This window comes from Bradyrhizobium sp., assembly GCF_049519115.1.
Classification (GTDB): Bacteria; Pseudomonadota; Alphaproteobacteria; order Rhizobiales; family Xanthobacteraceae; genus Bradyrhizobium.
The window spans coordinates 1-24,451 of record NZ_JBEKRB010000037.1 but is presented as its reverse complement, the minus strand read 5'-3'; the positions used below and the strand labels follow the sequence as shown (position 1 = coordinate 24,451).

Genomic DNA, 24,451 nt, shown 5'->3' with positions numbered 1-24,451 from the left:
GGAGGCGGCGCACCGGTCGGAAGTCTGTAATGTCCATCCGCATCAAATTCTTTTGCGCATTTAGCCTAATCGTTGCATTGGCCTGTGCGCTCGCCGTCCTCGGCTTCCGGGGCGTTTCAGATTCTGGCGAGCTTGTTGTGCGGCTTTACGACGGACCGCTGTTGGCAATCAACCATGCCAGGTCGGCCCATGCCACGTTCAACAATATGCATGGCCTTGTTCAGCTAAGCCCAAACGGAAATACTCAGTCGGCAATGATCAAGAAGTACCGAAAGGGACTCTCCCTAATTGCGGAAGATCTCGATATCGTCCAGGGGCGCGTCGCAAACGAAGAAGTAACGTCGGCACTTGAGCGAGCCCGAGCGCGCATTCGCGATTGGTCGGAAGCCGCACTCCAGGTGCTCGATCCGCCGCTGGTCGGACTGACCTCAATTCCCTCGCGATTTGTGATTGAGAAGAAGGGAGGAGAAACCGCGGCCGCACTCGATGATCTTGTAGAGAATGTCGCAGCCTATGGCTTTGACTACCGTCGCACGGCCGAAGATACGGTCAGCACTTCGCGCAAAACACTGCTCGTGCTTTCGATCTGTACGGTCTTGGCCGGACTATTGCTTGCGGTTGCATTCTCGCACTCCATGAGCAAGCCGATCCTACTCTCCATGCAGTTTGCAGAAAGCATCGCTGCGGGCTTTCTAACAAATAAATTCGCGGTCAAACGAAGCGATGAGCTAGGACGCCTCCAGCGCTCTCTCGTTTCGATGCAACGTAGCATTAAAGCTCGCGCCGACCAGGATCAGGAAATCATCGACCGGATATCGTTTCTAGCTCACCATGACCAGCTTACCGGACTTTGCAATCGCGCCAAGTTCAACATGGCCTTGGGTAAGGCGCTCTCGGAGCTCGGATGGCCAGATGAATGCTTCTCAGTGCTCATGCTAGATCTCAACAAATTTAAGATCGTCAACGACACCTTCGGCCATGCCGTCGGCGATGAGCTTCTCAAGCAAGTCGCGGATCGGCTAAAAGCCGCGGTGCGCGATAGCGATGTGGTTGCAAGGCTCGGCGGCGACGAATTCGCTATCCTTCAACGCGCGAAACACGAGCAGCGCGAAGCGGCCATCGCATTGTCGCTGCGGATCGAGAAGCGGCTTTCCGCGCCGTTCGATCTGAACGGTCATACCGTGCATATCGGAACGAGCATCGGCATTGCGCTCGCCCCCGAACACGGGAGTGTATCCAGTGACCTCTTGCGGAAGGCGGACCTGGCTCTGTACAAGGCCAAGGCCGACAAGGGCTGCGTTTTTGCTTTCTTCAGCCCCGAGATGCTGCGCGCCGTCGATGCGCGCCGCTTGCTGGAACTCGAACTGCATGCTGCAATCGAGGGCGAGGAGCTAGAGCTTCACTATCAGCCCGTCGTCGACGCCAAAACCAATCGCGTATGTGCGATGGAAGCACTGATACGGTGGCGCCATCCGGTCAAGGGCCTCATCCCGCCTGATCGGTTCATTCCGCTTGCCGAGGAAACTGGCCTTATTATCCCGATGGGGCAATGGATCCTGGAAAGAGCTTGCGCGGACGCCGTGACGTGGCCGGACGACGTCACTGTCGCCGTCAATCTTTCGGCGGTCCAGTTCAAGCGCGGGGACCTGTTTGACGTTATCCTGTGTTCGCTTGTCGAGTCCGGCTTGACGCCTGGCAGGCTCGAGCTGGAGATTACCGAAAGTGTGCTGCTGGAAAACGAGCAAGAGTTCCTGACCACGATCAGGCAGCTAAAAAATGTTGGCGTTACAATAGCGCTCGACGATTTCGGCACGGGATATTCTTCGCTGAGTTATCTCACAAAATTTCCATTCGATAGGATCAAAATCGATCGCTCGTTTACGCAAGGAATGGGAAAGCGGTCGGACTGCGACGCCGTCATATCTTCGGTAACGACGCTCGCGCGCGGTCTTAAGATCAGCATTACCGCGGAGGGCGTAGAGACGGACGAGCAAGCGGAGCTGCTGCGGGAGGCCGGTGTCGACCTCCTCCAGGGGTATTTGTTCGGCCGCCCGGTGCGTCTAAGCGAGCTTCACTTTGAATCGCGGGTTCCATCAGCGTCGGCCGAGCGAATTCCGATGCCGAATGGCGAGAGATGCCAGCTTTTAACTTACGCGGATAATTCGCGATGACCCTGGATTCCAATCTAATCGACGAACTTGAGCAAGCAATGTCAAATGGTGACATTGGTCGCCGGGCTAAGGCGCTACGTCTCGTGTCAGATCTTTTTGCGCTCGGGTCCGGACGCTTTTCGGAAGGTCACATTAAATTGTTCGACCAGATTATGTTGAGCATTGTCGGCAGAGTCGAGATCTCCGCCAGGGCAACGTTCAGTCAACGTTTGTCTTCGTTCCCGGATGCGCCATGCGGGACGATTCGGCTACTTGCGTTTGATGAAGCGATTGAGGTTGCGAGACCGGTTTTGTCCTTATCGGGGCGCCTCGTACAGGAAGACATCGTATCTAACGCGCGGAAAATGAGCCAAGTGCACCTGCTTGCGATCGCAGAACGAGCCGAGTTGCCTCGGGAGGTTACGGATGTGCTGCTGGAGCGGGGCGATCGTGCCGTCGCCGAATGCGCCGCGCGCAACGCAAAGGCAAGTTTTTCCGACTTCGGCTACGCCAGTTTGGCCGAGCGATCACGCGACGACGTCGATCTGGCTTTGTCTGTATGGGCTCGGCCAGAGCTTCCGCGCCTGATACTGGTCAAACTGTTTGTGGATGCATCCAAGGCGGTCCAGAAGCAGCTGGAGGCAAATGATGCGCACAAGACGTCGATCGTTCGCGAACTCGTGGCGCGGGCGTCTACTCAACTTCTGAAACAGACGAGAACGGAATCACCGGTATATCTTGATGCGTCAATGGACGTGATGGCGCTTCATAAAGCGGGCGAGCTCACGCAAGCGCGATTGGCGGATTTTGCGGAACGGGGTGATTTCTACAGGACCACAACTGCAATCTCGTTGTTGTGCGATCTGCCGATTGAGCTCGTGGAGCAGATATTGGTCAGGAGCAATACGGAGCAACTCATCATTTTGGCCAAGGCGACCGACCTGACCTGGCCGACGACGAAGGCCATCCTGGTGCTGGGCGCGCAATCGGATCGGACCGAAGCCGGAGCTATCGAACGAGCTTTTGTCACCTTCACGCGCCTGCAGTTGAAGACGGCGATGGCCGCGCTGCAATTTTATCGCATGCGCGAACGCGCAAAGCCCCTGTCAGGCGCCGCCTGACCTTCGTTTCGCCGCCAAATATCTTGGACGAGACTATTTATGTTGCGGCCGCGGACGTGATCGTGAGCCGAGGCAATCTTGCGGACTATATTGGATGATCAAGATTGCGAGCGGCTGGTGTGAAACGTAAGCCGAGCCTCCGTATAAATACCGGCCTGCCGAAATCCGATACCGATCTTTAGCGTTTAACAATCTCGACGCTGTAGCGTTGAACGCTGAGAGGGCGTTATTTATGGGCGCAAGACCGGTTTCAGCAGCTCCGCGCGCACGCTTGCTAAAAACCCTCCGGCTGACGCCGAGGATAATGCTTCTGTCTGCCTCCGGCATTCTCATGCTCGGCGTGTGCCTGACGGTTGTGGCTTGGTACGTGCTCCAAGCCGGTGCAACCAAGGCCGCTATGGAGCGCGTCGACACCAACATGCGGGTTGCATGGGATGTGGTTCGCGCCAATGGCGACAATTTTACAAGCGCCGATGGCAAGCTTCTGGCGGGTCCACATATCCTAAACGGCGACGAGACGACGGTGGACAAGGTCAAGAGCCTGGTCGGTGGCACTTGCACTATTTTCCTTGATGACCTGAGAATCGCCACCAATGTCCAGAAGCCTGACGGCACAAGGGCGGTGGGGACAAGGCTTGCGCGCAGTCCAGCTTACGAAGCGATCTTCGATCGAAAGACCCCATTTCGCGGAGAGGTCGAAATCCTCGGCACGCCTTATATGACTGCCTATGATCCGATCGTGGATTCGAGCGGCAAGGTGCTGGGCATTCTGTATGTTGGAATCAAGAAATCGGATTTTCTGGAGTCGGCTTACAATACGCTCTCGATAATCGTCTATTCGACAGTTGGTGCGTTTTTCCTTGCGATGGCTGCCAGCTATGTCGCTACGCGCTCGCTCACTCGGCCTCTTAAATTACTGATTAGCGCCATGCACGAACTCGCCGAGGGAAACGTCCAGGTCATATTGCCCGGCCTTAACCGTAGTGACGAGGTCGGCGAGGTAGCGCGGGCGGTAGAGGCCTTTAAGGCCAAGGCCACTGAGAAGGCTTACAATGACGCCATCATGGAAGGAGAGCGGCGGGTAATTGCTGAACATACAAAGGGGAAAGCCCTAAAGGAAATGGCGGAATCCGTCGAGCGCGAAACTAACGTCGCTGTGGGTCAAGTTGCGGCCGAGACCGATCGCATGGCTGGCAATGCGGTGTTAATGAACGACAGTGCGCTTTTGTTGGGAAAAAATAGCAGTAGCGTTGCGGCGGCAGCGGAGGAAGCCCTTACCAACGCCCAGACCGTCGCTAAGACCTCGTCGCAACTGACTACCTCGATTTCCGAAATTGCGACTCAAGTAAACTCGTCACGGACGCTTACACTCGAAGCGGTCACGGCTTCGACCCAGGCGCAGGCCACGATTGCCAAACTGTCCGAGGCCGCTGGCAAGGTTGGCGCGGTAACCAACCTGATCAGTGAAATCGCGGGCCAGACCAATCTTTTGGCCCTCAACGCGACGATCGAAGCCGCCCGAGCCGGGGAGGCAGGACGAGGGTTTGCGGTAGTCGCTGCGGAGGTCAAGTCTTTGGCCGAGCAGACCGCTAAAGCAACCAGCGACATCGCTCAGCAGATCAATGAAATCCGGGACGCAACGCAGGCGTCTGTTGCCTCGATTGCCAGTATTGGTGAAGTTATTCGCAAGGTTGAGTTGATGTCTTCGTCCGTGGCCGCTGCGATCGAAGAGCAGAGCGCATTTACCGCGGAGATATCGCGCGGTGTTGAAGAAACCTCACATGCCGCTCTAGAGGTCGCAGCGCAGATCGCCTCAGTTTCCAACGAAGCCATCGAAACTGGTCGGCGAGCGTCAGAAATCCGAGATGGCTCGGCTGAGATCGCCAGTAAAGTCGCCGATCTTCGCGCCACCCTGGTGCGGGTGATCCGCACCTCAACAACCGACGTCAATCGCCGGACCTCGTCCCGCGTTGATATCCGTTGCCCGGGGTCGCTGAAGATGCAGGGCAGGTCTGTCAAGGTAACCGTTCGCGATATCTCGATCGGAGGCGCTATGATTGATGAAGCCGTTCCGAACGCACCCGTCGATACACCGGTTACGTTAGTGATTGATGGTATTTCGGCGGAGCTGAATGGCGTTGTTGCGCGTAAGAGTGAAACTGCAACGCTGGTCAGATTCGAATTATCGGATGAAGCCAGCAGAGCCCTCGGAGAACTAGTGTCAAACCGTCAAGCCGCTTGATAAGCGCATACGGTCGATCAAGTCTGCCTTTGGCATGAACAGGACGAATCGTTCGGTATGAACTCAACAGGCAGAAACCCAAGGCTGACCCACCACCGAAATCTACCGATCCTCGTGCGATTTCGCGACCCCAACAATCCGGCGAGCGTCGAGCGAGTAGGCCGCCCTACTTGGAGGCCTCTTTCGTTTCGCCTCTACGGTGCTGAAATCCGATAGCCAATTTAGGTTATCTTGAACTGTTGGCACGCATTTGTTTGTGGTCAAATTGTCTCCACCTTGGATACCACGCATGATCGATATTGAATTCTATCCGCCTGAAAAGAAGCGAGTGCTCGAACATATTTTGCGGGCGCTCAGCGGGCCCAATAATTTGCCAGAACGCACTATGGAAGAGATACTGCGCTCAATTCGGAAGCAGTATGCGGACGAGGAAAAGCCGCAGGCATAAGGCCGCCTCAGTTGGTGGCCTCTTCCATTATCGACGTCTGATGTTGGCAGATTTTGTTGTAAAAGTCGGCCGTGACTGATGATGTTGTTCGGCCATTTCACTTGGAGCGACGGGGGTTTGATCCCCCGACCCCGACGCTCTCTACGCAACTTTTACGCTACGCAATACAGAGAGCCTGAGCGGGTGGCGGTCGCGCAGCCAGCGATGCGAGCCGCCTTAGGTTCTAAGCGATAGCGGCCAGAACAAACTCGTCCTGGGCGCCTCGTGGACCACGCAGTCGAAGCCGACCGAGCCTCAGGATGCGCTTCAGGTGCGCGAACCGCATCTCGATCTTCTTGCGTTCTCGTCGCGACCGGTCGAACCCATCGGTGCCAGCCAGGGACCTGGCAACATCGCGCGCGGCTTCGTGCCGGTCGCGTGGAATCTTGCGAAACGGGACCTTTGGACAGCACTGCGCTCTGAGTTTGCAGCCGTCGCAGTCATGCTTCCTCGCTAGATAGATAAGTGTGGTTCCACCATTCACGAGTGTCCCCGTCGTCGTCAGGGTCTTACCCGCTGGGCAGTGGTAGACGTCGCTTGTCGGGTCATATCGAAAGTCGCTGCGCGAGAAGGTGCCATCATCCCGCTTCGATTATCGAACACAGGGATGTGCGGCGCGATGCCTTTCTCCTCGACCAGCCAGTTCAGCATCGGAGCCGCCCCGTAAGCGGTATCACCGACAAGCCGCTCTGGCTTGAGACCAAAGCGCTCTTCGGTCCGTTCGATCATGGTCTTTGCTGCGCCGACCTCGGCCTGGCGAATGGCGCGGGAGGCTTCGACATCAAGGATGACGCCGAACTTCACGTCGATGAGATAATTGTCGGAGTAAGCGAAGAACGCCGGTCCCTTGTGAGCTCCGGTCCACTGGGCCGCGGGATCGGACGACGAAACGAACTTCGGAACAACGTCGCTGGCGGCGCCCCACGCTGTGTCGTCAAGGGTCGCCAGATACTTCTTCACGGCACGGCTGGACCTCGCCGGATCGCGATCCCTGCGCCAATCCTGACCAGCGATCGAGCGTTGCTTGTTGGCGTCGGCCTGGATCAGGCTCGCATCGACTGCAAAGCCTTCGCCACCAACCAGACCGGCCACGATGCACGCCTCAACGACCCGTTCGAATACGTGACGAAAAACATCCCCTTCGCGGAATCGCTCGTTGCGGGCCCGCGAGAACGCCGAATGATCCGGGACAGCGTCCTCGATCCCGAGCCTGCAGAACCACCTATAGGCAAGGTTCACCTGCACCTCGCGGCAGATCAGCCGTTCCGAGCGGAGCGCAAAGACATATCCCACGAAAAGCATCCGGATCATCAGTTCCGGATCAATCGACGGGCGGCCTATCGACGAATAGTGAGGCGCAAGCTCGCCCCGCAGCCAGGATAGATCGAGTGTGGCGTCAATCTTCCGTACCAGATGATCTTCAGGAACCGCATCACCAAGGTGAAACTCGTAGAACAGTTGACCTTGGTCACTCTTCAGACGGCCCATCATGGATCGACCTCGCCGAGATTCGCGTCAGCAGAATGGAATCACGGTTCGTTGCCTGTCTCAACCGACTTCTGCAACAAAATCGGCCCAAAGCAGACAACGCGTCGCGAGATCGAAGAACGCTCGGTTTGATCTCATCGGACGAGGCGATCAGGCGGCGACGGCGCCACCATTTGAGCGCTCCGTGATTTGCCGTTGCACGGAGAACAAATGCGCCCGCATGGCGGCTTCGGCTGCCTCGGGGTCGCGCTGCAGGATCGCTTCGGCAATCAAACGATGTTCGCCGTCTCGCTGGGCGATTCGTTTGGAACAGGTAGGCGCGGCGGTGCGGGCTACCTTCATTCGAGCATCGACCCCGACCTGACGCAGGATCTTGTAGAACTCGACTGCAAGCTGGTTACGCGCAGCCCCTGCAATGGCCAGATGAAAAGCGAAATCGATCTCGCCTGACGAGGCACTTTCAGGCGTGGTTGCCGCTTCGATAATCCGGGTCGTCTCGAACGACGAAGCACGCAACGAGGCGAGCCGGGCAAGGCCCGGCTCGATGAGAAGGCGTAATTCCACCACCTCAAGCGGGTTCGTTACGCGAACCAGTTCTTCGTTATGTCTGGGCGAGGTCGTTGGCCGCCGCGCACGCGCGGGCCCAAGATCACCCGAATGACGCAACACGCCGAGCGCCTTGCGAAGCTGATGGCGCTTCACGTGCAAGAGGTCGGCAAGGTCACGCTCGGAAGGAAGCTTGCCACCGTCCTGTTGCATCTGGCGGATCGCCGTAATGATGTCTTCGAGGTCGGATTGCATGATCTGCGGTTTGAACGCGGTCAAAACAAAATCTCCTGCCCGGCCGGTGCCAAGGTGATGCAAATGGGGAGTGCTCCCCAACCAATTCAACCAATCTATACTTTTCTGGCTATGGTTGACAACACCAGTTGGGCGATGGTTGAGTGACGTTGTTCTATGGCTCGCAACGGAGCGAGCTGATTTTCCCTTTGGGGACCGCATGCCGACCGGTGAAACCTTTGACTATGTCATCGTTGGAGCCGGATCAGCCGGCTGTGTGTTGGCAAACCGACTGAGCGAAGACCCCGCGGTTTCTGTGCTGGTCCTGGAGGCGGGCGGTTGGGACCGGGATCCGATGATCCATATCCCGCTCGGCTGGGGCAAAATCCTCACCGAACGCCGTCACGACTGGATGTATTTTTGCGAGCCCGAGGCCAATGTCGGCGGCCGCAAGGTTGAATGCGCCCGGGGCAAAGTCATCGGCGGCAGTTCTTCCACCAATGCCATGGCGTATGTGCGGGGCAATCGCGGCGATTACGATCGTTGGGCGGCCAGCGGATTATCCGATTGGTCGTTCGAAAAGGTGCTGCCTTATTTTAAGAAGCAGGAGCACTGGGAAGGTGGGGAAAGTGCTTATCGCGGCGGCAAAGGGCCGCTGAACACGCAGTTCTGCCGCTACAAGGACGAACTGATCGACGCCTTCGCGACGGCCAGCCGGGAAGCCGGATACCCCCAGACCGACGACTATAACGGCGCGGTGCAGGAGGGTTTTGGGCGTCTTCAGATGACGATCGCAAATGGCCGGCGCTGTTCGGCCGCAACAGCGTATCTGCGTCCTGCGATGCGCCGTAGAAACGTCAAGGTACTGACCGGCGCGTTGGCGACGAAAATTCTTCAAAAAGACAGGTGTGCGACCGGCATCGCTTACACACAAGGCGGCGAGACCCACGAAGTCTCGGCGCGCCGCGAGGTTGTGCTTGCCGGAGGTGTCATCAATACGCCGCAACTGCTGATGCTATCGGGGATCGGCGATGGCAGCGATCTCGTATCGCTAGGCATCGAGACGAAGATCGATCTCCGGGATGTAGGCAAGAACCTACAGGACCATGTCTCAGTCATCCTGATGTACCGGCGCAAACAGCCCGGCCCGTTCCTCAAGATGATGCGGGCAGATCGTATCGGGCTGGATTTCGCCAAGACCTACCTCACCGGTAAGGGCTTTTCCGGTGATGTCCCGGGTGGAGTCGTGGCCTTCCTCAAGAGCGACTTGGGGCGGCCGCTGCCCGACGTGCAGCTGCTCTTCACCGCGGCGCCCCTTGCCGCATGGCCCCACATGGCTCCGTTCAAGGCGCCTTTCACCGATGGCTTCGCGACACGCATTGTCGCCATCCAGCCGGAGAGCCGGGGAAGCGTCAGACTGGCCTCAAACGACCCTGCGGCCGCCCCGCTGATCCACCAGAATTTCCTGTCTTCGCCGCGCGACTGGCAGTCGCTTCGCGCCGGCTTCCGTGTCGCGCGCAACCTTGCTGCACAGCCCTCCATGGCGCCGTTCGTAGGAGCGGAATTCTTTCCGGGGCCGATTTGCGAGAGTGACGACGAAATCGACGAGCACATCCGCAAGACGTCGATCACCGTGCATCATCCTGCCGGCACCTGCCGGATGGGCGTCGACGCCGGTTCCGTGGTCGATCCGCAATTGCGCGTTCGCGGCCTCAACGGGCTTCGCGTGGTGGATGCCTCCGTGATGCCAGACCTCGTCTGCGGCAATATCAATGCGGCCGTCATCATGATCGCCGAGAAAGCCTCGGACTTGATCCGTGGGTCGTCTTCGTCACGCTTGGCGGCGGCTTGAGGAAGCGTCCGATCTCAACCAATCTCTATTTGGTTGCTTTTTTTTCGAGTTGGTTGTCTCGGCCGACGATCCCGTGCCGGCCTTCTCCGCGGTTCACTCAGATCATTTTTCGAGCTTATTTCAGCTGTTTTCTGCCTATTTTGCGGCTCGCTGCCTGCGCAAAGTGCACTTCAACCAAATTTGTCCGATTTCCTAAAATTAGGATTGCCGACCAAAACCAGCAAGCATACGGTTGAATTGGTTATCGGCTTCACCGCGATGAGAAGGGGATTGATATGTCCATGGCGCAACCGGCGAATGTAACCCCCATCAACAAGAAGGCGGCCCTTCAGGAGCTCTACGACACGCTCCACAAGAAGAACATGTTTCCGTTCTGGGCCACGACCGAGGGCGTCGAGCACGACGAAATCAAGCAACTGATGGCGACGTCCAGGGCGGTCCCCTTCGTCTGGTCGTATGCCGACATCGAGCCGCTGCTGCAGCGCGCTGCCGAACTGGTGACCATGAGCGACAGCGAACGGCGTTCGCTGATTCTGCTCAATCCCGGTCTCGCGCCAAAGCGCGCCTCGGTCAGCACCATGTACACCGCCTATCGGCTGAACGATCCGGACGAAATCATGCCGCCGCACAAGCACTCGCCGAGTGCCGTTCGCTTCGGCCTGACCGGCAAGGGCAACTTCACCGGCGTCGAGGGCGAGGACGTGGTGTTCGGGCCGGGCGACATGGTTCTGACCCCCAACGATGCCTGGCACAATCACGGCACGGTCGGCGGTGAACCGGCGATCAATCTGTCGGTCCTGGATCTGCCCCTCGTCGAGACGCTGAACGCCGTCCACTTCGATCATAATTACAAGGAGATGATCGACGGCAAGGAAGTCGAGAAGAAAGTGCAGGCGGCGCGCTTTCCAAGCGATTACTCGCAGCGAATTTACGGTGAGGGCGGTCTGATGCCGCGCTTCGTCGATCACAAGCGCGGCGGCGGCCTTTCATCGCCGATGTATGTCTATCGCTGGGAGAAGATGGAAGCGGCGCTTGACGCCCTCAAGGATTGGGACGGCGATCCCCACGAGGGGATCGTGGTCGATTATGTCGATCCGGTCACCGGGGGGCCGGTCTTCCGCACGATCAATTTCTACGCGCAGATGTTGCGGCCCGGCGAGCGAACCCTTCCGCAGCGCGAAACGGCCAGCCTGCTGTTGGCGCCTTTCCGCGGCAAAGGTCATTCAATCATCGACGGCAAGCGCTACGACTGGAATCAGTTCGACACGATCGCCGTGCCCGGCGGATCTTGGGTCGAGCATGTCAACGGCTCGTCGACCGAACCGGTTATCTTCTTCGGGGCGACCGACGCTCCGACCCTGAAGGCGCTGCTGCTCTACAAGCGTTCGGGTCGCAACCAGGCCGGCGACCTGCTTCGTCTCGCTTAGGACAGACCTTCGGCATGGGATGTCCAGCCGCCTCCGGCGGCTCGGACCTCGGACTGATGTTTCAGCGGTAAGGATGCAGGCATTTGGTTTCGGCGTTAAACACCAAGCAGATCGCACATGTGGATTGCCCGGGCGGCGGTCAGGTCTGGATCGACGGCAATATCCTCTACATCGGTCACATGAGACCACCGAGCGGCACGACGCTGGTCGACATTTCCGACCCGCGCAATCCGCGCAAGATAACGACCATCGACGTCCCGCAAGGCTGGCACTCTCACAAGGTCCGCGCCAAGGATGGCCTGATGATCATCAATCACGAGCGCTTCGGCAGCGAAGGCTCGGCCGAGTTCGGCGGCGGACTGGCGATCTACGACACCACGCGACCGGCGGAGCCCAAGCTGATCTCGAAATGGATCACCGGCGGCAAGGGCGTCCATCGTTACGACTTCGACGGCCGCTACGCCTATATCTCACCGACGGCGGACGGGTACGTCGGCAACATCGTGATGATCCTCGACCTGATCGATCCGGCTCATCCGGTCGAGGCCGGACGCTGGTGGATACCCGGGCAGTGGACCGGAGGCGGTGAGGAATATCCCTGGCATGACTACGTCACGCCGCGCTGCCATCATCCGCTGCGGATGGGCGACAGGCTCTATGTCAGCTACTGGCATCACGGGCTGTTCATTCTCGACATTTCGGACCTCTCGAAGCCGAAGCTTATCTCGCACGTCAATTCGAGTCCGAGCTTTCCGCATCCTACGCACACATGCCTGCCGATCCCGCAGCCACTCAAGGGCCGCAACATCATGGTGGTGGCGGACGAGGACGTCGCCAAGCTTCGTCCCTCGGCTCCGGCCTTCGCATGGATCTACGATATCACCGACGAGAAGAACCCGTTGCCGATCTCTACCTTCCAGGTGCCGGGACTCGACGTTGACGGTGCGCCGCAGCCGCAGATGACCGGCTGCCACCAGCCATCCGAGCGTTTCAAAGGCACGGTGATCCCATTTGCGTGGTTCGCCCAGGGGCTTCGGCTGGTCGACATCGCCGACCCGTTTGCGCCCCGGGAAGTCGGACACTTCATGCCCGACCCGCCGGCGGGAGCCGAGCGCTCTTCGTCCAACGATGTGACCATCGACGACCGCGGCATCGTTTATTTGATCGACCGCATCCGCGGCGTCGACATCATCGAAACCAGCGTTCTGTAGGGAGGCCATTTTGAATGACACAACGCGAAAATCCTCCAGACACTACGCGATCGGCAAAAAGAACCCGAACCTGCCGTTTCATCCAGCGGTGCGAGCCGGTGACTTCATCTTCGTCTCGGGCCAGGTGCCGAAGGACGAGAACAACAACATGGTCAGCGGCACCATCGAGGAAGAGACGCTGGCGACGCTCAAGACCATCGCGCGCGTCATCGCGGACGAAGGTGCGACGCTGTCTGATGTCGTCCGGATCACGACTTACCTCGAGGATACGCGCGATTTCGGCCGCTACAACAAGGCATTCCTCGAGGGAATAGGTGATGCGGTGCTTGCGCGCACCACCGTCGAGGCAAAAGCGGTCATCAACACCAAGATCGAGATGGATGCCATCGTTTACAAACCTTTGCCGAGCGTCAAGTAAGCCCGAGACATTCCGGAGGAAAACACCATGTACAGACTTTTAGGCCGCCAGACGTCAGGCAACGTCCAGAAGGTGATCTTCATGTTCGAAGAACTCGGCACGCCTTACACACGCGAGGATTACGGCCGACAGTTCGAGAATACGCAGACCGCCGAGTACAAGGCCCTCAATCCGACATCGAAGGTCCCGACCCTGGTCGACGGCAAGACCGTGATCTGGGAGTCCAACACCATCCTGCGCTATCTGGCGGCATCCATCGGCCAGCATCTTCACGGCACCACGCCGGCGGAAAAGACCGACATCGAACGCTGGATGGATTTTCTGTTGGCGGCCGTCAATCCCGGTTATCTCGCGGCGTTCAAGAACGCCAAGCTGAAGCCCGAAGAGCAAACCGCTGAAAGCAAGGAACTGGTCAAAGATCTGGTCGTCCAGCTCAAGATCGTTGACGGTCATCTGGCGGGCAAGGATTTCCTCGCGCTCGGCAAGTTCACGATTGCGGAGATCGCCTGCGCTCCCATCCTGAAGCGCTGTATCGACTTCAAGATCGACCGGCCGGCATTGCCTGATCTGGAGCGCTGGTCGGCTGCGATCGCCGCACGGCCGGCCTTTAAAGTGGCAACCAGCGCGGCTCCTGCGAAAGCTGCATGATGATCAAGCGCGTCGCCCTCATCGGACTGGGGACGATGGGCCCGGGCATCGCGGCGCGGCTTTCTCGCGGCGGTCTCGAGGTCAAGGCGTATGATGTTTCGCAAGGCGCGGTCGATCGCGCCCGCGGCACACTCGACGCCGCGGAAGGCGTTCTTGATCGTCTCGACATCAGGGCGCCACCGTCCGGCGCGGGTGGGGTGCACTTCGTATCGACTATCGCCGAGGCTGTAGATGGTGTCGAGCTGGTGATCGAAAATGTGCCGGAGAATATCGACATCAAGGCCGAAGCCTACCGTGAAATCGACCCACTGATCGCTCCTTCGGTTATAGTCGCTACCGACACGTCCGGCATTCCGATCACCAAGCTACAGGCTCATATCTCCCATCCCGAGCGGATGGTCGGTATGCACTGGTCAAATCCACCGCACATCATTCCGATGATCGAAGTCATCGGCGGCGAGAAAACGTCCGCCGCAACCGTTGTGGCCATCCGCGATCTGATCCGTTCCATCGGCCTGTTGCCGGTGGTCGTGAAGAAAGACGTTCCCGGCTTTGTCGAAAATCGCGTGCTCTACGCGTTGCTGCGTGAAGCCGTCGACCTTGTCGAGCGAGGCGTCATCGAACCGGAAGATCTCGACACCTGCGTGTCGTGGGGCATTGGTTACAAGATCGCTGTGATCGGACCGATGGCGCTGCTCGATATGGCGGGCCTCGATATCTACAAATCGGTTTCATCGTTCCTGAACGCAGATCTCTCCAAACGAGACGATGTGGCGCCGGTGGTGCTGGAAAAGAATGCTGCGTCCAAATTCGGCATTAAGTCGGGCGAGGGCATGTTTTCCTATACGCCCGAGCGGATAAAGGCCTTGCAGGGCGAACGGGCGCACAAGCTTGTCGCGGTGCGCCGCATCCTTGAAGGCCGGGAGTAGGCAATGGAGCGATCCGCGCAGGAACGCCAGACTAGAAAATTCAGTCGGCTTGCCGTTGCGCAGGGCGCCGAGATTTCTGCATCGCTCGCCGTGCCCCGGGCGCCGATCACCAACGCGCGCAGGATCGCCAGCCATGCGGGTTGAAACCATACGACCGGCCGAAAGCAGAAGGGCCCATATCGTGCGGGACGAGATCATTTCCGCCAAAGGCGTTTCGGTGATCATGGGGACGGATCAGAAGCGCCAACTGATCCTGCAGAACATCGACCTCTCGGTTGGGAAAGGCGCCTTCATTTCCCTGATTGGACCCTCCGGGTGCGGCAAGAGTACCTTCCTCAAGGTGCTTGCGGGGCTGGTGCGTCCGACCAGCGGCAGTGTCTCGATTGCGGGGCTTTCGCCAGGCGAGGCCGCGCGCAAGCGAATGATTGGTCTCGTCTTTCAGGACGCCAATCTGTTGCCCTGGAAGAACGCAGTCGACAATGCCTCGATGCTTCTGAGTGTCGTGGACAAGTCGATGTCACGTGCGGCGTTACGGGCCCGCGGCCAGGAGATGCTGGAACTGGTGGGGCTGGGCGATGCCGCCCACAAGCGCCCGAACGAACTATCTGGGGGAATGCGCCAGCGCGTCGCTATCGCCCGGGCTCTGGCGCTCGATCCTGCGGTCTTGCTGATGGACGAACCGTTCGGGGCGCTGGACGCGATCACGCGCGATTCCATGGGCCAATCGTTGCTCGGTATCTGGCAGCGGACCGGCAAGACGATCGTGCTTGTGACCCATTCGATCGACGAGGCCATTCACTTGTCGAGACAGGTTCATGTGCTCGGCATCAAGCCTGGACGCATCACCCAGAGTATCGACATCTCGTTGCCTTACCCGCGCGATCTGTCTATCACCGAAAATGCGGAATTTGTCCGGCTGACGGTCCAGCTCCGATCCATGCTACGCTCCAGCCATCAGCCGAGGGATGCATCGTGAGCGAGCAGCCCGTCGTCGACATTCCTGCTGATATCGCGCCGCCGTCGAAGCCTGCTTTGACCTTTAGCGCGGCGACGAGGCACTGGCTTCCGGCGCTCATCCTCTTTCTGGCGATAGTGGTCTTGTGGGAAGCGGCGGTACGGACGTTTTCCATTTCCTCCTTTATCATTCCCGCTCCCACTAAAATCGTGCAGGCGCTGGTTGCCCAGTGGGGCGCGCTGATGCAGGCCACGGCCGTTACGGCAGGCGAAATCCTGTTCGGCTTCCTTGTCTCGGTCGCCGTCGGGGTCGCGTTGGCACTTGTGATCGTCCGTTTCGATTGGCTGGGCCGAGCGCTGTATCCGCTCGTGGTGTTGTTTCAGAATGTGCCCAAGGTCGCGCTGGCCCCGATTTTTATTCTCTGGTTCGGCTATGGGCTCGTTCCCAAGATCGGATTGATCCTGGTCATCGCGTTCTTTCCGGTGACGCTGTCGATGCTCGCGGGAATGCAGTCGGTGGACAATTCGCTTCTGGCGCTGATGAATTCGGTCGGCGCCGGGCCGACCGAGATTTTGCTGAGAATTCGTGTCCCGCATTCTCTGCCAAGCTTGATGGCCGGAACGAAGATCGCGGCCACGTTGAGCGTGATTGGCGCGATCGTCGGTGAGTTTGCCGGAGCCTCGGACGGTCTCGGCTACACCATTCAGTTTGCTTCGACCCAACTCGACACAGCCCAGGTGTTCGCGGCCTTGCTGCTCGTTTCGATTCTCGGCATCGCGTTCTATTACGCTGCCGAAGTTCTTGAGCGAGCCGTCGTGCCCTGGGCACCAAGATTCAATCAGGATTGATTTTTTTCCAGCAGCCAAGTCACAAAAGGAGTTTGGAATGCCGAGACACCTCAGTAAAGCCGTTACTCTCGCAGCTTTTGTTGGAGCGCTAGGTTTCTCGAGCGCCGCTCTGGCCGCAGACAAGGTGAATGTCCAGCTCGACTGGGTGGTGCGTGGCAATCACGCGATGTTTTTTGTCGGCAAGGAAAAAGGGTTCTTCGCCAAAAACAACATTGAGGTCGCGGAGATCCGCAAGGGGACTGGCTCGCCTGACGCCATGCGACTGGTCGGCAACGGCAATGCCGATTTTGGTTTCGGCGATTTCCCGACGCTGGCCGTCGCGCGATCGCAGGACGTTCCGGTCGTGGCGCTGGTCGCAGTCAATCAACAGTCTCCGCTGGCTATGATTTCATTGGCAAAGACCGTTAAACTCAGCAAGCCTGCCGACCTCAAGGGCCTGACAGTCGGCATTCATCCTGCCGGTTCGACCTATATTTTCTTCAAGGCCCTGCTCGCGGCCAACGGCATGACCGAGAAGGACATGACGCTCAACAGCGTCTCGCCGCCCTATGAGAGCTATCTGCTTCTCGGTCGCGTTCAGACGGTTGTCGGCTACGTCGATGCCGAGGTGCCGGAACTCGAGGCCAAGGCCGGTGGGCCAGGTTCGCTGAGTATCTTTCTCGGGGCGGATTACGGCTGGAAAGCGTACGGCTCCGGAATGTTCACCTCGCAGAAGCTGATCAGCGAAAATCCCGACCTCGTGGGCCGCTTTGTCAAAGGCTACAAGGAAGCCTTTGAGTATGTTGCGGCTCATCCCGAAGAGGCCGCCGAAATCACAGCCAAGGCGGCTCCCGGTTACGCAGAAAAGGCCGACGTTTTGCTGGCGCAGATCAAGGCGGACATCGCTACGACGTTCACAAGTCCGGCCACGAAGGAACATGGTCTGGGTTGGATGACCAAGGCCCAATGGGACGAAACGTTGAAGACGCTGACGGAGCAGGGGGTGCTTAAGGCCTCGGTACCTACGGATGAAGTCTTTACCGACAAGTTTTTGGCTGGAGGTTGAGGCAAGAATGGAAGTTTCAAGTTTCGTCGGCGAGCCACGCCAACGTCGCCTTTTGGCGTATGGCGATGGTCGTTCCGTGGGTTAATGTCGGCTTTTCAGGGCTAAGCGGGAAAAGCATTCACGGCAGACCGATGTCCAGAAATGCAGGCGTTATCGCGCCGCCGCGCGCTGTTCGGAAAAAGGAAGACTGATCCACCGCTATTTGGTGTTGGTCTTCGGTACCAGTCGTCAAGCGCATGGCCGCTCCCAAAATGGGCGATCCGCTCAACCAGGACGCTGAAATACCGCCAGGGACAGCGCCAGTCCGCACACGCGCTCGATCTCGATGAGAAATTCAGGATGCGACAAGCGCCTAATTGGATCGGGGAAGCCGCGATCTGTTCGCAGTGCTGGTGGTTGAGGTTACGTCGCACCCCCGCGAAGAGCTCGGTTTTATCCGCGGGTAGCAGGCTTTTGGTATATCTCAAGGTCTTTCGCCGAAGACGGCCGGCCTCCTGCGGAATAAATCACGAGAAAAGTTTCGCGAAATTATAGCCAGAATTCCGGCCGCCATGACTAGCAGCCGCCCGTTGCGCCCTGATCAACGGGGCGTTCTAAACTCAGCGATTGCGGGCTAGTCGAGGTTTGGCTTATGTGGGCGGGACCGAGCGCTTTTCCGCACCGGTACGAAAGGATTGTCTATGTTTGACCGCACTTCGCGCTCGTCGTGCGAGGAACAGCAATCTCTCAGGAACTATGTGGGTTCGCTGCCCACCGAGGATATTATTCGGATTTCTGACCCGATCGACATCGACCATGTTCCCACCGCCCTCGTCCTCGAACTCGAAAGCCGCCGCCGGACGCCGGTCGTCCTGATCGACCGGCCGATCGGGTTCGAGACGCCGATCGTGACGAACCTGTTCGCCAGCCGCGACCGAATCGCTCGCATGGTCGGTGCCGAGCCGGGCGGATTCAATGAAGTTTGGGCAAAGGCCCTCGCCAATTTACTGCCCGCCAGGATCGTTGATCACGGGGCGGTCCAGGAGGTCGTGCGGATCGGGGCCGAGGTTGACGCCGCCACGCTGCCGATCAGCCGTCACTTCGAGAAGGATGCCGGTCGTTACATCGGATCCGGCATTCTCGTATGCAAAGACCCAGACACCGGGACGCGTAATCTCAGTTATCAGCGGCTTCAACTCAAGGGCCCGAACAAGTTCGGGGCAAGCCTGCATTCGAGGGGGCATATCTGGGAACATCTGCAACGCTGCGAAGCGCGCGGCCGTAATCTGGAGGTCGCGATCGTCATCGGCGTTCACCCGGCGATCAACATCGCGGCGGCCGCCAAGGTGGCGATGGAGATCGACGAATTCGAGATCGCAGGCGCTCTCCTCGGCCAGCCCATCGAACTGGTCAAGTGCAAGACCATTGATGTCGAGGTCCCGGCGCAGGCGGAGATTGTGATCGAGGGCGAGATCCTGGCTGGCGAGCACGAGGACGAAGGTCCCTATGGCGAGTATACGGGGTACTCGACCTTTCGCTCGACCAAGAACGTCTTTGTCGTTAAGGCAATCACCCACCGGGCGACTCCAATCTTCCACGACATCATACCGGGCTACTCAATGGAGCATCTGCTTCTGGGCCGCGCGGCCAAGGAAGCGCATACGTTCATGCGATTGAAGGAGATGGTGCCCGGGCTGAAAGCGCTGAACTTCCCGAAATCCGGCACCCACTTTCATGCCTACATGTCGTTCAAGAAGACGGCGGAGGGCCAGGTCCGCCACGCGCTGATGCTGCTGCTCGGTCTCGACTCCTACCTGAAACTGGTCGTTGCCGTTGACGAGGACGTGAACGTCTTCAACGAGGAAGAAGTGCTCTGGGCCCTGGCGACCCGTTTCCAGGCGGACACCGATATGTTCATGGTCCCCGACGTCTTCTGCAATCGCCTCGATCCCTCTTCCCGCGACGGCATGTCTGCCAAGCTCGCACTTGACGCAACAGCTCCGCTGAACTCGGATGCGGAACGCGCGACCGTCCCACCGGAGGCGGCCGCCTGGGCCAGATCGTTTTTGGACAGGCACTAGCTGCTTTTTTAGATACGGAGATATGTGATGTACTCGTGGTCATGCCGGTTTGGATTGATGATGGCGGCGATCTTCGCCGTCAGTTCCGGTCAGGCTCTCGCTCAAACGTCCGCGCCTCCTGTCAAGGCGAGCCTGCGGCTCGACTGGAAAGGCGGCGGACAGCATGCGCCGTTCTATCTGGCCAGGGACCGCGGCTACTATAAAGACGAGGGCATTGATCTCGATATCATTTCCGGATCGGGCTCTTCCGATGTCGTCAAGCAGGTCGGGTCGAAAGCAGTCGAGTTCGGGATCGCCGATGCATTGGTTCTGGTTCAGGCGGCAGAGCAGCGCGTTCCGCTGACAGCCATCGCGGCCTATTACCAGCGCACGCCCATCGTCGTGCTCAGCCCGCAATCGAAACCGGTCACCGATCCCGCGCAGCTGACCCAAGGTGTCAAGCTGGGATCGAAAAAGGGCAGCGCCACCTTTCAGGGCCTGACGGCATTGCTCGCCGCGAACGATATTCCGATGCAGAAGGTCACGCTGGTCGATATCGGATTCGGGGTGCAGCCACTTCTAGTCAAACAGGTAGATGCCATGATGGGGTTCTCCATGAACGAACCGATCGAGGCCGAAAGCGCCGGCCTGCCGGTCACAGTCATGGCCATAGCGGATCACGGCGTCGACGCCTACGGTCTTATGATCGTTTCGAATCCGGACCTGATCGCCAAAAATCCAGCGCTCGTGAAAGGTTTCCTCAAGGCGACGGCGCACGGGCTGAGCGACGCCGCGAAGGACCCGGCGGCCGCTGTCGCGGCCGTGAACAACGCGGTCTCCGAGAGCGATCCGGCGCGCGAGACCAAGGTCCTTGACCGAACCCTTCCGTATTTCCAGAGCGACGACAAGGAAGCGCACGGCGCCGGTTGGCAAAGCGAGAGCCGTTGGGAGCATACGATCGCGATCGCCAAAAAGCTGGGTCTCGTCGAGCGCGACCTTTCGGCCCATCAGGTGTTTTCGAACGACATGCTCCCGCATTGAAATGCCTGATCATCGCCAGTCGCCGGCCTTTGCATGAACGTTGCCGAACAACATCACGGCGCCGGAAGTGCGACCGTCGGCGCCGCCACAACGGAGCCCATCATCCGGTTGCGTGGCGTCGGCTTGCGGTACCAGGCCGAGCGCGGCGAGACCGAGGCACTATCGAACATCGATCTCGACATTGCCGAGGGGGAGTTCATAGCCTTCCTCGGTCCAACCGGCTGCGGCAAGAGTTCGCTGTTGCGGCTGGTGAGTGACCTTGTCGAGCCCACGTCCGGTACGGTGGCGATCCGCGGGGGTCCGGCGATCGCGGCAAGGCGCGCGAACCGGTTCGGCTTCGTGTTTCAGGATCCGGCTCTGTTATCCTGGCGCACCGCGATCGGGAATGTTCAGCTTCCACTCGAGGTGGTCGGATATCCCGCTGAACAGCGGCGGACGCGTTGCGAGGCGCTGCTCGATTCCGTTGGGCTTCTGAAATTCAAGGACGCCTATCCGCACGAATTATCCGGCGGAATGAAGCAGCGCGTCGCGATCGTCAGGGCTTTGGCGTGGAATGCGTCGATCCTCCTGATGGACGAGCCGTTCAGCGCGCTCGATGAGTTGACCAAGACCCAGTTACAGGACGATCTGCTGCGAATCTGGAGCACGGAGCAAAAGACAGTTCTATTCGTCACCCATAACATCTCCGAAGCCGTCTATCTTGCCGATCGGGTTGTGGTGATGTCACCTCATCCCGGTCGTATCGCCACGATCCTGCCGGTTGATTTGCCGCGCCCCCGGACCGAGGACTTACGCGAGCAGCCTGAATTTCTGATCCGGGTGCGGGCGGCGCGCGAGGCTTTACGCAGATGAGCTCCGGTACGCGGTGGCTGCACTTTCGGCGCTGGCTCGATCAGGTGTTGCCGCCAGCCATCATTCTGGTCGTGCTACTGGTCGTCTGGCAAGGATCGGTGCGCGTCCTCGATCTGCCGCCGTGGCTGTTGCCGGCGCCGTCCGATATCGGCGCCCGGTTCGGACGGACGAATAGTCTTGGATATCACACCGGAATGACTGTTATCGAAGCGTTTTCGGGCTTTGTCATTGCCGCGATCTTTGGCATCAGCCTCTCGGGCGGCATCGTTCATTCCCGATTTCTTGAGCGTGGCCTGCTGCCGTACATCATCGTATCGAACGCGATTCCGATCATCGCGATCATGCCGCTGCTCACGATCTGGTTCGGGTTTGGCATTGTTCCGAAAATCGCGATCTGCGCGATCATTTCGTTTTTTCCAATTGTTACGAATACGACGCGGGGCTTGCGCTCCGCCGACTACCGCGTGATCGAATTCATGCGGTCCATCAATGCGACACCTATACAGGTATTCCTAAAGGTGCAGTTGCCGAGTGCGCTCCCGTTCATCTTCGCCGGGTTCAAGATCGCAAGCTCACTCGCGCTGGTGGGCGCCGTCGTTGCGGAGTTCTACAGCTCCGACCGGGGACTCGGCTATCTCATCATCACCTCGGCGACGGAGCTGCGCACGGACCTGCTGTTCGTTGCGATCACGATCCTTGCGGTACTGGGCGTCGTCTCGTTTGCTGTGTTCGGACGTTTGGAGCGCTGGGTCACGCGCGGACAAGAAGCGAAAGCGATTATCTGATGTCTCGATCGATTGTCATCCGGAACGCACTAATTGTGGCGGATCCTGCGGGCCAGCCGTTCTTTGGCCAAGTTGAGATCAGGGATGGACTGATCTCGACGGTCGTCGCCGGCGAGCATCGCTCCGAGGCCGACGAGGTCATTGACGCGGACGGCTGTGCGCTGCTGCCGGGCTTCGTCAATACCCACGCCCATTCCCATTCCAGCCTGACCAGGGGCTCCGCGGAAGGTGTCGCTCTCGATGAATGGCTGAAGGTGATCGAGTCCGAACAATCGCGGCTGACGGAAGAACAGCTGTATATAGGCGCGCTCGCGACCTATGCCGAGGCGTTACTATCCGGAACAACGGCGATGCTGGACATGTGCCTGTTTCCAGCGACGGCCTATCGGGCTGCGCGGGACATCGGCATCCGGGCGGTGATCGCGCCTTACGTGGCCGACACAAAGCCGTTCACGCCGACCCTGGCGCAGACCGAAGCCCTTCTGAAACAGACGGCGGCCGACGACGATCTCGTGCGGACCTTTGTTGGATTGCACGATCTCGAAAGTTGCAGCGACGAGCAGATCTCTGCCGGTGTAGCGCTCGCCAAACGATATGCGACCGGTTTGCATCTTCATTGCGCCGAGACAGAACGGCAGGTCGAACGTACGAGATCGCGAACCGGACGGACGCCCGTCGCGCAACTGGCGGCTCTCAAGGCGCTCGGAAATCGGACGGTGCTCGCCCATTGCGTTTGGGTCGACGATGAGGACCAGCGCTTGCTGGTGGAAACCGGCACCCACGTGGCGCATTGCCCGCACGCCAACCTCAAGCTCGGATCGGGGATTGCGCCGATTGCGGAGCTCCGCCGCCGCGGGGTCAACGTCACGTTGGCCACGGACGGGGCGAAGGCCAACAATCGCCTCGATCCGTTCGACGTCATGAAGTTCGCTTCGCTGCTTCAAAAGGGTGGGCTGCGCGATCCTGCCGTGCTTCCGCCTTCCGATGTCCTCACCATGGCAACGCGATGCGGCGCTACCGCTCTGGACATTCCCGGGGGCGCTGTCACGCCGGGCAATGTCGCCGATTTGATTCTGGTTCGGCTCGATAGCTTCCATAACCAGCCGATGACGCCGGAGGCCGCGCCGACAAACCTCGTCCATGCCGCGCGCGGATCGGATGTGGTTCTCACGATGGTGGCCGGCGAGATCCTGACGCGGGCAGGGCGGCTCGTCTCCGATCGTTGGACGTCGCTGGCGGAGGATGCCCGCAAGGTCGGGATGGAGCTTATCGCCGAGCGCGGAGCAATCGTCGGTTAAGCAACGCTCGGCCGCGAGCCAAGGCGCTAGAAGAGCCTCCGCTGTTTACGTCTTAGCGTCGTCACCTGCGAAGAGACGCGGCATTCACAGCCCGACGTCGAAGATTTTCCCCGAAAATCGAAGCATGTAAAGATGCTATTCTCTTAGTTCCGAACGGAGAGCTTGCTTGGCGTGAGGTCACCCGCACGCCGGGGGACGGCTCCGAAACAGGTAAACAACCATTTGAAATAAAAGATAGGGGCGATCCAAGTTAGATAAGATACAAGCAGCGCTACCAACCTTGTTGAGTTCGGTGCCCCGTAGGCGTGGCTTCGAGGCCGATATAGTCCTCAGCAATCGCACTGACTCAGGTCCGGTTCCGGGTCAAAGTAGACTTGGTCATCGGGCCGGCAACAAACACGTTTGACCCGACGCGGACAAGCGCTGATATTGCACTCTCGCCCGTATGAATTGATACGTCTGCCACGGCTTACGTTCGTGTGCCTGACGTGTACAGCGCACCAACGTTCGATAGATTCAGAAAAAGAATACGACGCGCACCTGTTTTTCGGTCTCGAAAAAAGGAATGGAGTCAGTTAGGGATTGATAGAGGAATACGCATCAGTCATCTGACTGAAGGTTTGGTCGCAAATGGGGTCAGTTGGACAACTGACAAGTTTTTTCTTCAAATGGAGTCTGTCTGCCGACTGATGAGGAAATTGAGAGTTTGGTTACTGAACCTCCTCCGAACTGATGGACACCTGTAGTAGGCTCGAAGAGCCAGGAGGTGTCGGATGGAAGGACGTCAACGTCGGTCGTTTACGGACGACTACAAGCGGCAGGCGGTTGATCTGGT

General features: G+C 58.9%; 20 protein-coding genes and 1 pseudogene. 19 read left to right on the top strand and 2 right to left on the bottom strand.

Annotation, left to right across the window (positions count from 1 at the left end):
• Positions 1 to 29 precede the first annotated feature (29 nt).
• From ABSE61_RS24500 to ABSE61_RS24485, 4 genes are all read left to right on the top strand, one after another.
• On the top strand, positions 30 to 2,171 hold the full coding sequence (locus ABSE61_RS24500) for a putative bifunctional diguanylate cyclase/phosphodiesterase (RefSeq protein WP_423873723.1): 2,142 nt from the start codon (positions 30 to 32) through the stop codon (positions 2,169 to 2,171).
• Positions 2,168 to 3,271: a DUF2336 domain-containing protein gene (locus tag ABSE61_RS24495; protein WP_423873722.1), complete on the top strand. Its 1,104-nt coding sequence runs from the start codon at positions 2,168 to 2,170 to the stop codon at positions 3,269 to 3,271. The genes ABSE61_RS24500 and ABSE61_RS24495 overlap by 4 nt, the downstream gene beginning before the upstream one ends.
• Positions 3,272 to 3,503: 232 nt before the next feature.
• Positions 3,504 to 5,513, top strand: a complete 2,010-nt coding sequence (locus ABSE61_RS24490; protein WP_423873721.1) for a cache domain-containing protein — start codon at positions 3,504 to 3,506, stop codon at positions 5,511 to 5,513.
• A gap of 289 nt (positions 5,514 to 5,802) precedes the next feature.
• On the top strand, positions 5,803 to 5,961 hold the full coding sequence (locus ABSE61_RS24485; protein ID WP_423873720.1) for a hypothetical protein: 159 nt from the start codon (positions 5,803 to 5,805) through the stop codon (positions 5,959 to 5,961).
• Between the two features lie 157 nt (positions 5,962 to 6,118).
• On the opposite strand, the pseudogene ABSE61_RS24480 reads toward ABSE61_RS24485, so the two are convergent.
• Both ABSE61_RS24480 and ABSE61_RS24475 read right to left on the bottom strand, forming a co-directional pair.
• A pseudogene (locus tag ABSE61_RS24480) lies at positions 6,119 to 7,491 on the bottom strand (transposase).
• Positions 7,492 to 7,638: 147 nt separating this feature from the next.
• Positions 7,639 to 8,313 (bottom strand): FadR/GntR family transcriptional regulator, encoded by a 675-nt coding sequence (locus tag ABSE61_RS24475; RefSeq protein ID WP_423873719.1) that lies wholly within the window; start codon positions 8,311 to 8,313, stop codon positions 7,639 to 7,641.
• A 175-nt stretch (positions 8,314 to 8,488) separates the two neighbouring features.
• On the opposite strand from ABSE61_RS24475, the gene ABSE61_RS24470 reads away from it, so the two are divergent.
• The 15 genes from ABSE61_RS24470 to ABSE61_RS24400 all read left to right on the top strand — a co-directional run bounded on the left by ABSE61_RS24470 (position 8,489) and on the right by ABSE61_RS24400 (position 23,616).
• On the top strand, positions 8,489 to 10,120 hold the full coding sequence (locus ABSE61_RS24470; RefSeq protein WP_423873718.1) for a GMC family oxidoreductase: 1,632 nt from the start codon (positions 8,489 to 8,491) through the stop codon (positions 10,118 to 10,120).
• A gap of 275 nt (positions 10,121 to 10,395) precedes the next feature.
• Entirely contained in the window at positions 10,396 to 11,547 is a 1,152-nt protein-coding gene (locus ABSE61_RS24465) for a cupin domain-containing protein (RefSeq protein ID WP_423873717.1), read from the top strand.
• A gap of 83 nt (positions 11,548 to 11,630) precedes the next feature.
• Positions 11,631 to 12,758, top strand: coding sequence for an LVIVD repeat-containing protein (locus tag ABSE61_RS24460; protein WP_423873716.1), 1,128 nt, complete (start codon positions 11,631 to 11,633; stop codon positions 12,756 to 12,758).
• A 10-nt stretch (positions 12,759 to 12,768) separates the two neighbouring features.
• Complete coding sequence (locus tag ABSE61_RS24455; protein WP_423873715.1) at positions 12,769 to 13,176, top strand: RidA family protein; 408 nt, start codon at positions 12,769 to 12,771, stop codon at positions 13,174 to 13,176.
• A gap of 27 nt (positions 13,177 to 13,203) precedes the next feature.
• On the top strand, positions 13,204 to 13,824 hold the full coding sequence (locus tag ABSE61_RS24450; protein ID WP_423873714.1) for a glutathione S-transferase family protein: 621 nt from the start codon (positions 13,204 to 13,206) through the stop codon (positions 13,822 to 13,824).
• Positions 13,824 to 14,753 carry a 5-formyl-3-hydroxy-2-methylpyridine 4-carboxylate 5-dehydrogenase gene (fhmpcd1, locus tag ABSE61_RS24445; RefSeq protein WP_423873793.1) on the top strand — a complete coding sequence of 310 codons (930 nt, stop codon included), beginning with the start codon at positions 13,824 to 13,826 and terminating at the stop codon, positions 14,751 to 14,753. Before ABSE61_RS24450 ends, fhmpcd1 begins: the two co-directional genes overlap by 1 nt.
• 3 nt (positions 14,754 to 14,756) lie before the next feature.
• Entirely contained in the window at positions 14,757 to 14,897 is a 141-nt protein-coding gene (locus tag ABSE61_RS24440) for a hypothetical protein (RefSeq protein ID WP_423873713.1), read from the top strand.
• The gene (locus ABSE61_RS24435; protein ID WP_423873712.1) at positions 14,887 to 15,729 is read left to right on the top strand and encodes an ABC transporter ATP-binding protein; all 843 of its coding nucleotides are present in this window, start codon (positions 14,887 to 14,889) and stop codon (positions 15,727 to 15,729) included. The genes ABSE61_RS24440 and ABSE61_RS24435 overlap by 11 nt, the downstream gene beginning before the upstream one ends.
• The gene (locus tag ABSE61_RS24430; RefSeq protein WP_423873711.1) at positions 15,726 to 16,556 is read left to right on the top strand and encodes an ABC transporter permease; all 831 of its coding nucleotides are present in this window, start codon (positions 15,726 to 15,728) and stop codon (positions 16,554 to 16,556) included. Before ABSE61_RS24435 ends, ABSE61_RS24430 begins: the two co-directional genes overlap by 4 nt.
• A 37-nt stretch (positions 16,557 to 16,593) precedes the next feature.
• Positions 16,594 to 17,601, top strand: a complete 1,008-nt coding sequence (locus tag ABSE61_RS24425; RefSeq protein ID WP_423873710.1) for an ABC transporter substrate-binding protein — start codon at positions 16,594 to 16,596, stop codon at positions 17,599 to 17,601.
• A 680-nt stretch (positions 17,602 to 18,281) separates the two neighbouring features.
• Positions 18,282 to 19,661: a UbiD family decarboxylase gene (locus tag ABSE61_RS24420; protein ID WP_423873709.1), complete on the top strand. Its 1,380-nt coding sequence runs from the start codon at positions 18,282 to 18,284 to the stop codon at positions 19,659 to 19,661.
• A gap of 27 nt (positions 19,662 to 19,688) precedes the next feature.
• Complete coding sequence (locus ABSE61_RS24415; protein WP_423873708.1) at positions 19,689 to 20,681, top strand: ABC transporter substrate-binding protein; 993 nt, start codon at positions 19,689 to 19,691, stop codon at positions 20,679 to 20,681.
• Between the two features lie 33 nt (positions 20,682 to 20,714).
• A complete protein-coding gene (locus ABSE61_RS24410; protein WP_423873707.1) occupies positions 20,715 to 21,533 on the top strand; it encodes an ABC transporter ATP-binding protein in 819 nt (272 codons plus the stop codon).
• Complete coding sequence (locus tag ABSE61_RS24405; RefSeq protein ID WP_423873706.1) at positions 21,530 to 22,318, top strand: ABC transporter permease; 789 nt, start codon at positions 21,530 to 21,532, stop codon at positions 22,316 to 22,318. The genes ABSE61_RS24410 and ABSE61_RS24405 overlap by 4 nt, the downstream gene beginning before the upstream one ends.
• A 35-nt stretch (positions 22,319 to 22,353) precedes the next feature.
• Positions 22,354 to 23,616 (top strand): amidohydrolase, encoded by a 1,263-nt coding sequence (locus ABSE61_RS24400; RefSeq protein WP_423873705.1) that lies wholly within the window; start codon positions 22,354 to 22,356, stop codon positions 23,614 to 23,616.
• Positions 23,617 to 24,451: the final 835 nt, after the last annotated feature.

Excerpts from the sequence above, each read along its gene's own strand:
- ABSE61_RS24500 (WP_423873723.1), top strand. The coding sequence starts at position 30 with ATGTCCATCCGCATCAAATTCTTTTGCGCATTTAGCCTAATCGTTGCA.
- ABSE61_RS24495 (WP_423873722.1), top strand. The coding sequence starts at position 2,168 with ATGACCCTGGATTCCAATCTAATCGACGAACTTGAGCAAGCAATGTCA.
- ABSE61_RS24490 (WP_423873721.1), top strand. The coding sequence starts at position 3,504 with ATGGGCGCAAGACCGGTTTCAGCAGCTCCGCGCGCACGCTTGCTAAAA.
- ABSE61_RS24485 (WP_423873720.1), top strand. The coding sequence starts at position 5,803 with ATGATCGATATTGAATTCTATCCGCCTGAAAAGAAGCGAGTGCTCGAA.
- ABSE61_RS24470 (WP_423873718.1), top strand. The coding sequence starts at position 8,489 with ATGCCGACCGGTGAAACCTTTGACTATGTCATCGTTGGAGCCGGATCA.
- ABSE61_RS24465 (WP_423873717.1), top strand. The coding sequence starts at position 10,396 with ATGTCCATGGCGCAACCGGCGAATGTAACCCCCATCAACAAGAAGGCG.
- ABSE61_RS24450 (WP_423873714.1), top strand. The coding sequence starts at position 13,204 with ATGTACAGACTTTTAGGCCGCCAGACGTCAGGCAACGTCCAGAAGGTG.
- fhmpcd1 (WP_423873793.1), top strand. The coding sequence starts at position 13,824 with ATGATCAAGCGCGTCGCCCTCATCGGACTGGGGACGATGGGCCCGGGC.
- ABSE61_RS24440 (WP_423873713.1), top strand. The coding sequence starts at position 14,757 with ATGGAGCGATCCGCGCAGGAACGCCAGACTAGAAAATTCAGTCGGCTT.
- ABSE61_RS24435 (WP_423873712.1), top strand. The coding sequence starts at position 14,887 with ATGCGGGTTGAAACCATACGACCGGCCGAAAGCAGAAGGGCCCATATC.
- ABSE61_RS24425 (WP_423873710.1), top strand. The coding sequence starts at position 16,594 with ATGCCGAGACACCTCAGTAAAGCCGTTACTCTCGCAGCTTTTGTTGGA.
- ABSE61_RS24420 (WP_423873709.1), top strand. The coding sequence starts at position 18,282 with ATGTTTGACCGCACTTCGCGCTCGTCGTGCGAGGAACAGCAATCTCTC.
- ABSE61_RS24415 (WP_423873708.1), top strand. The coding sequence starts at position 19,689 with ATGTACTCGTGGTCATGCCGGTTTGGATTGATGATGGCGGCGATCTTC.
- ABSE61_RS24410 (WP_423873707.1), top strand. The coding sequence starts at position 20,715 with ATGAACGTTGCCGAACAACATCACGGCGCCGGAAGTGCGACCGTCGGC.
- ABSE61_RS24405 (WP_423873706.1), top strand. The coding sequence starts at position 21,530 with ATGAGCTCCGGTACGCGGTGGCTGCACTTTCGGCGCTGGCTCGATCAG.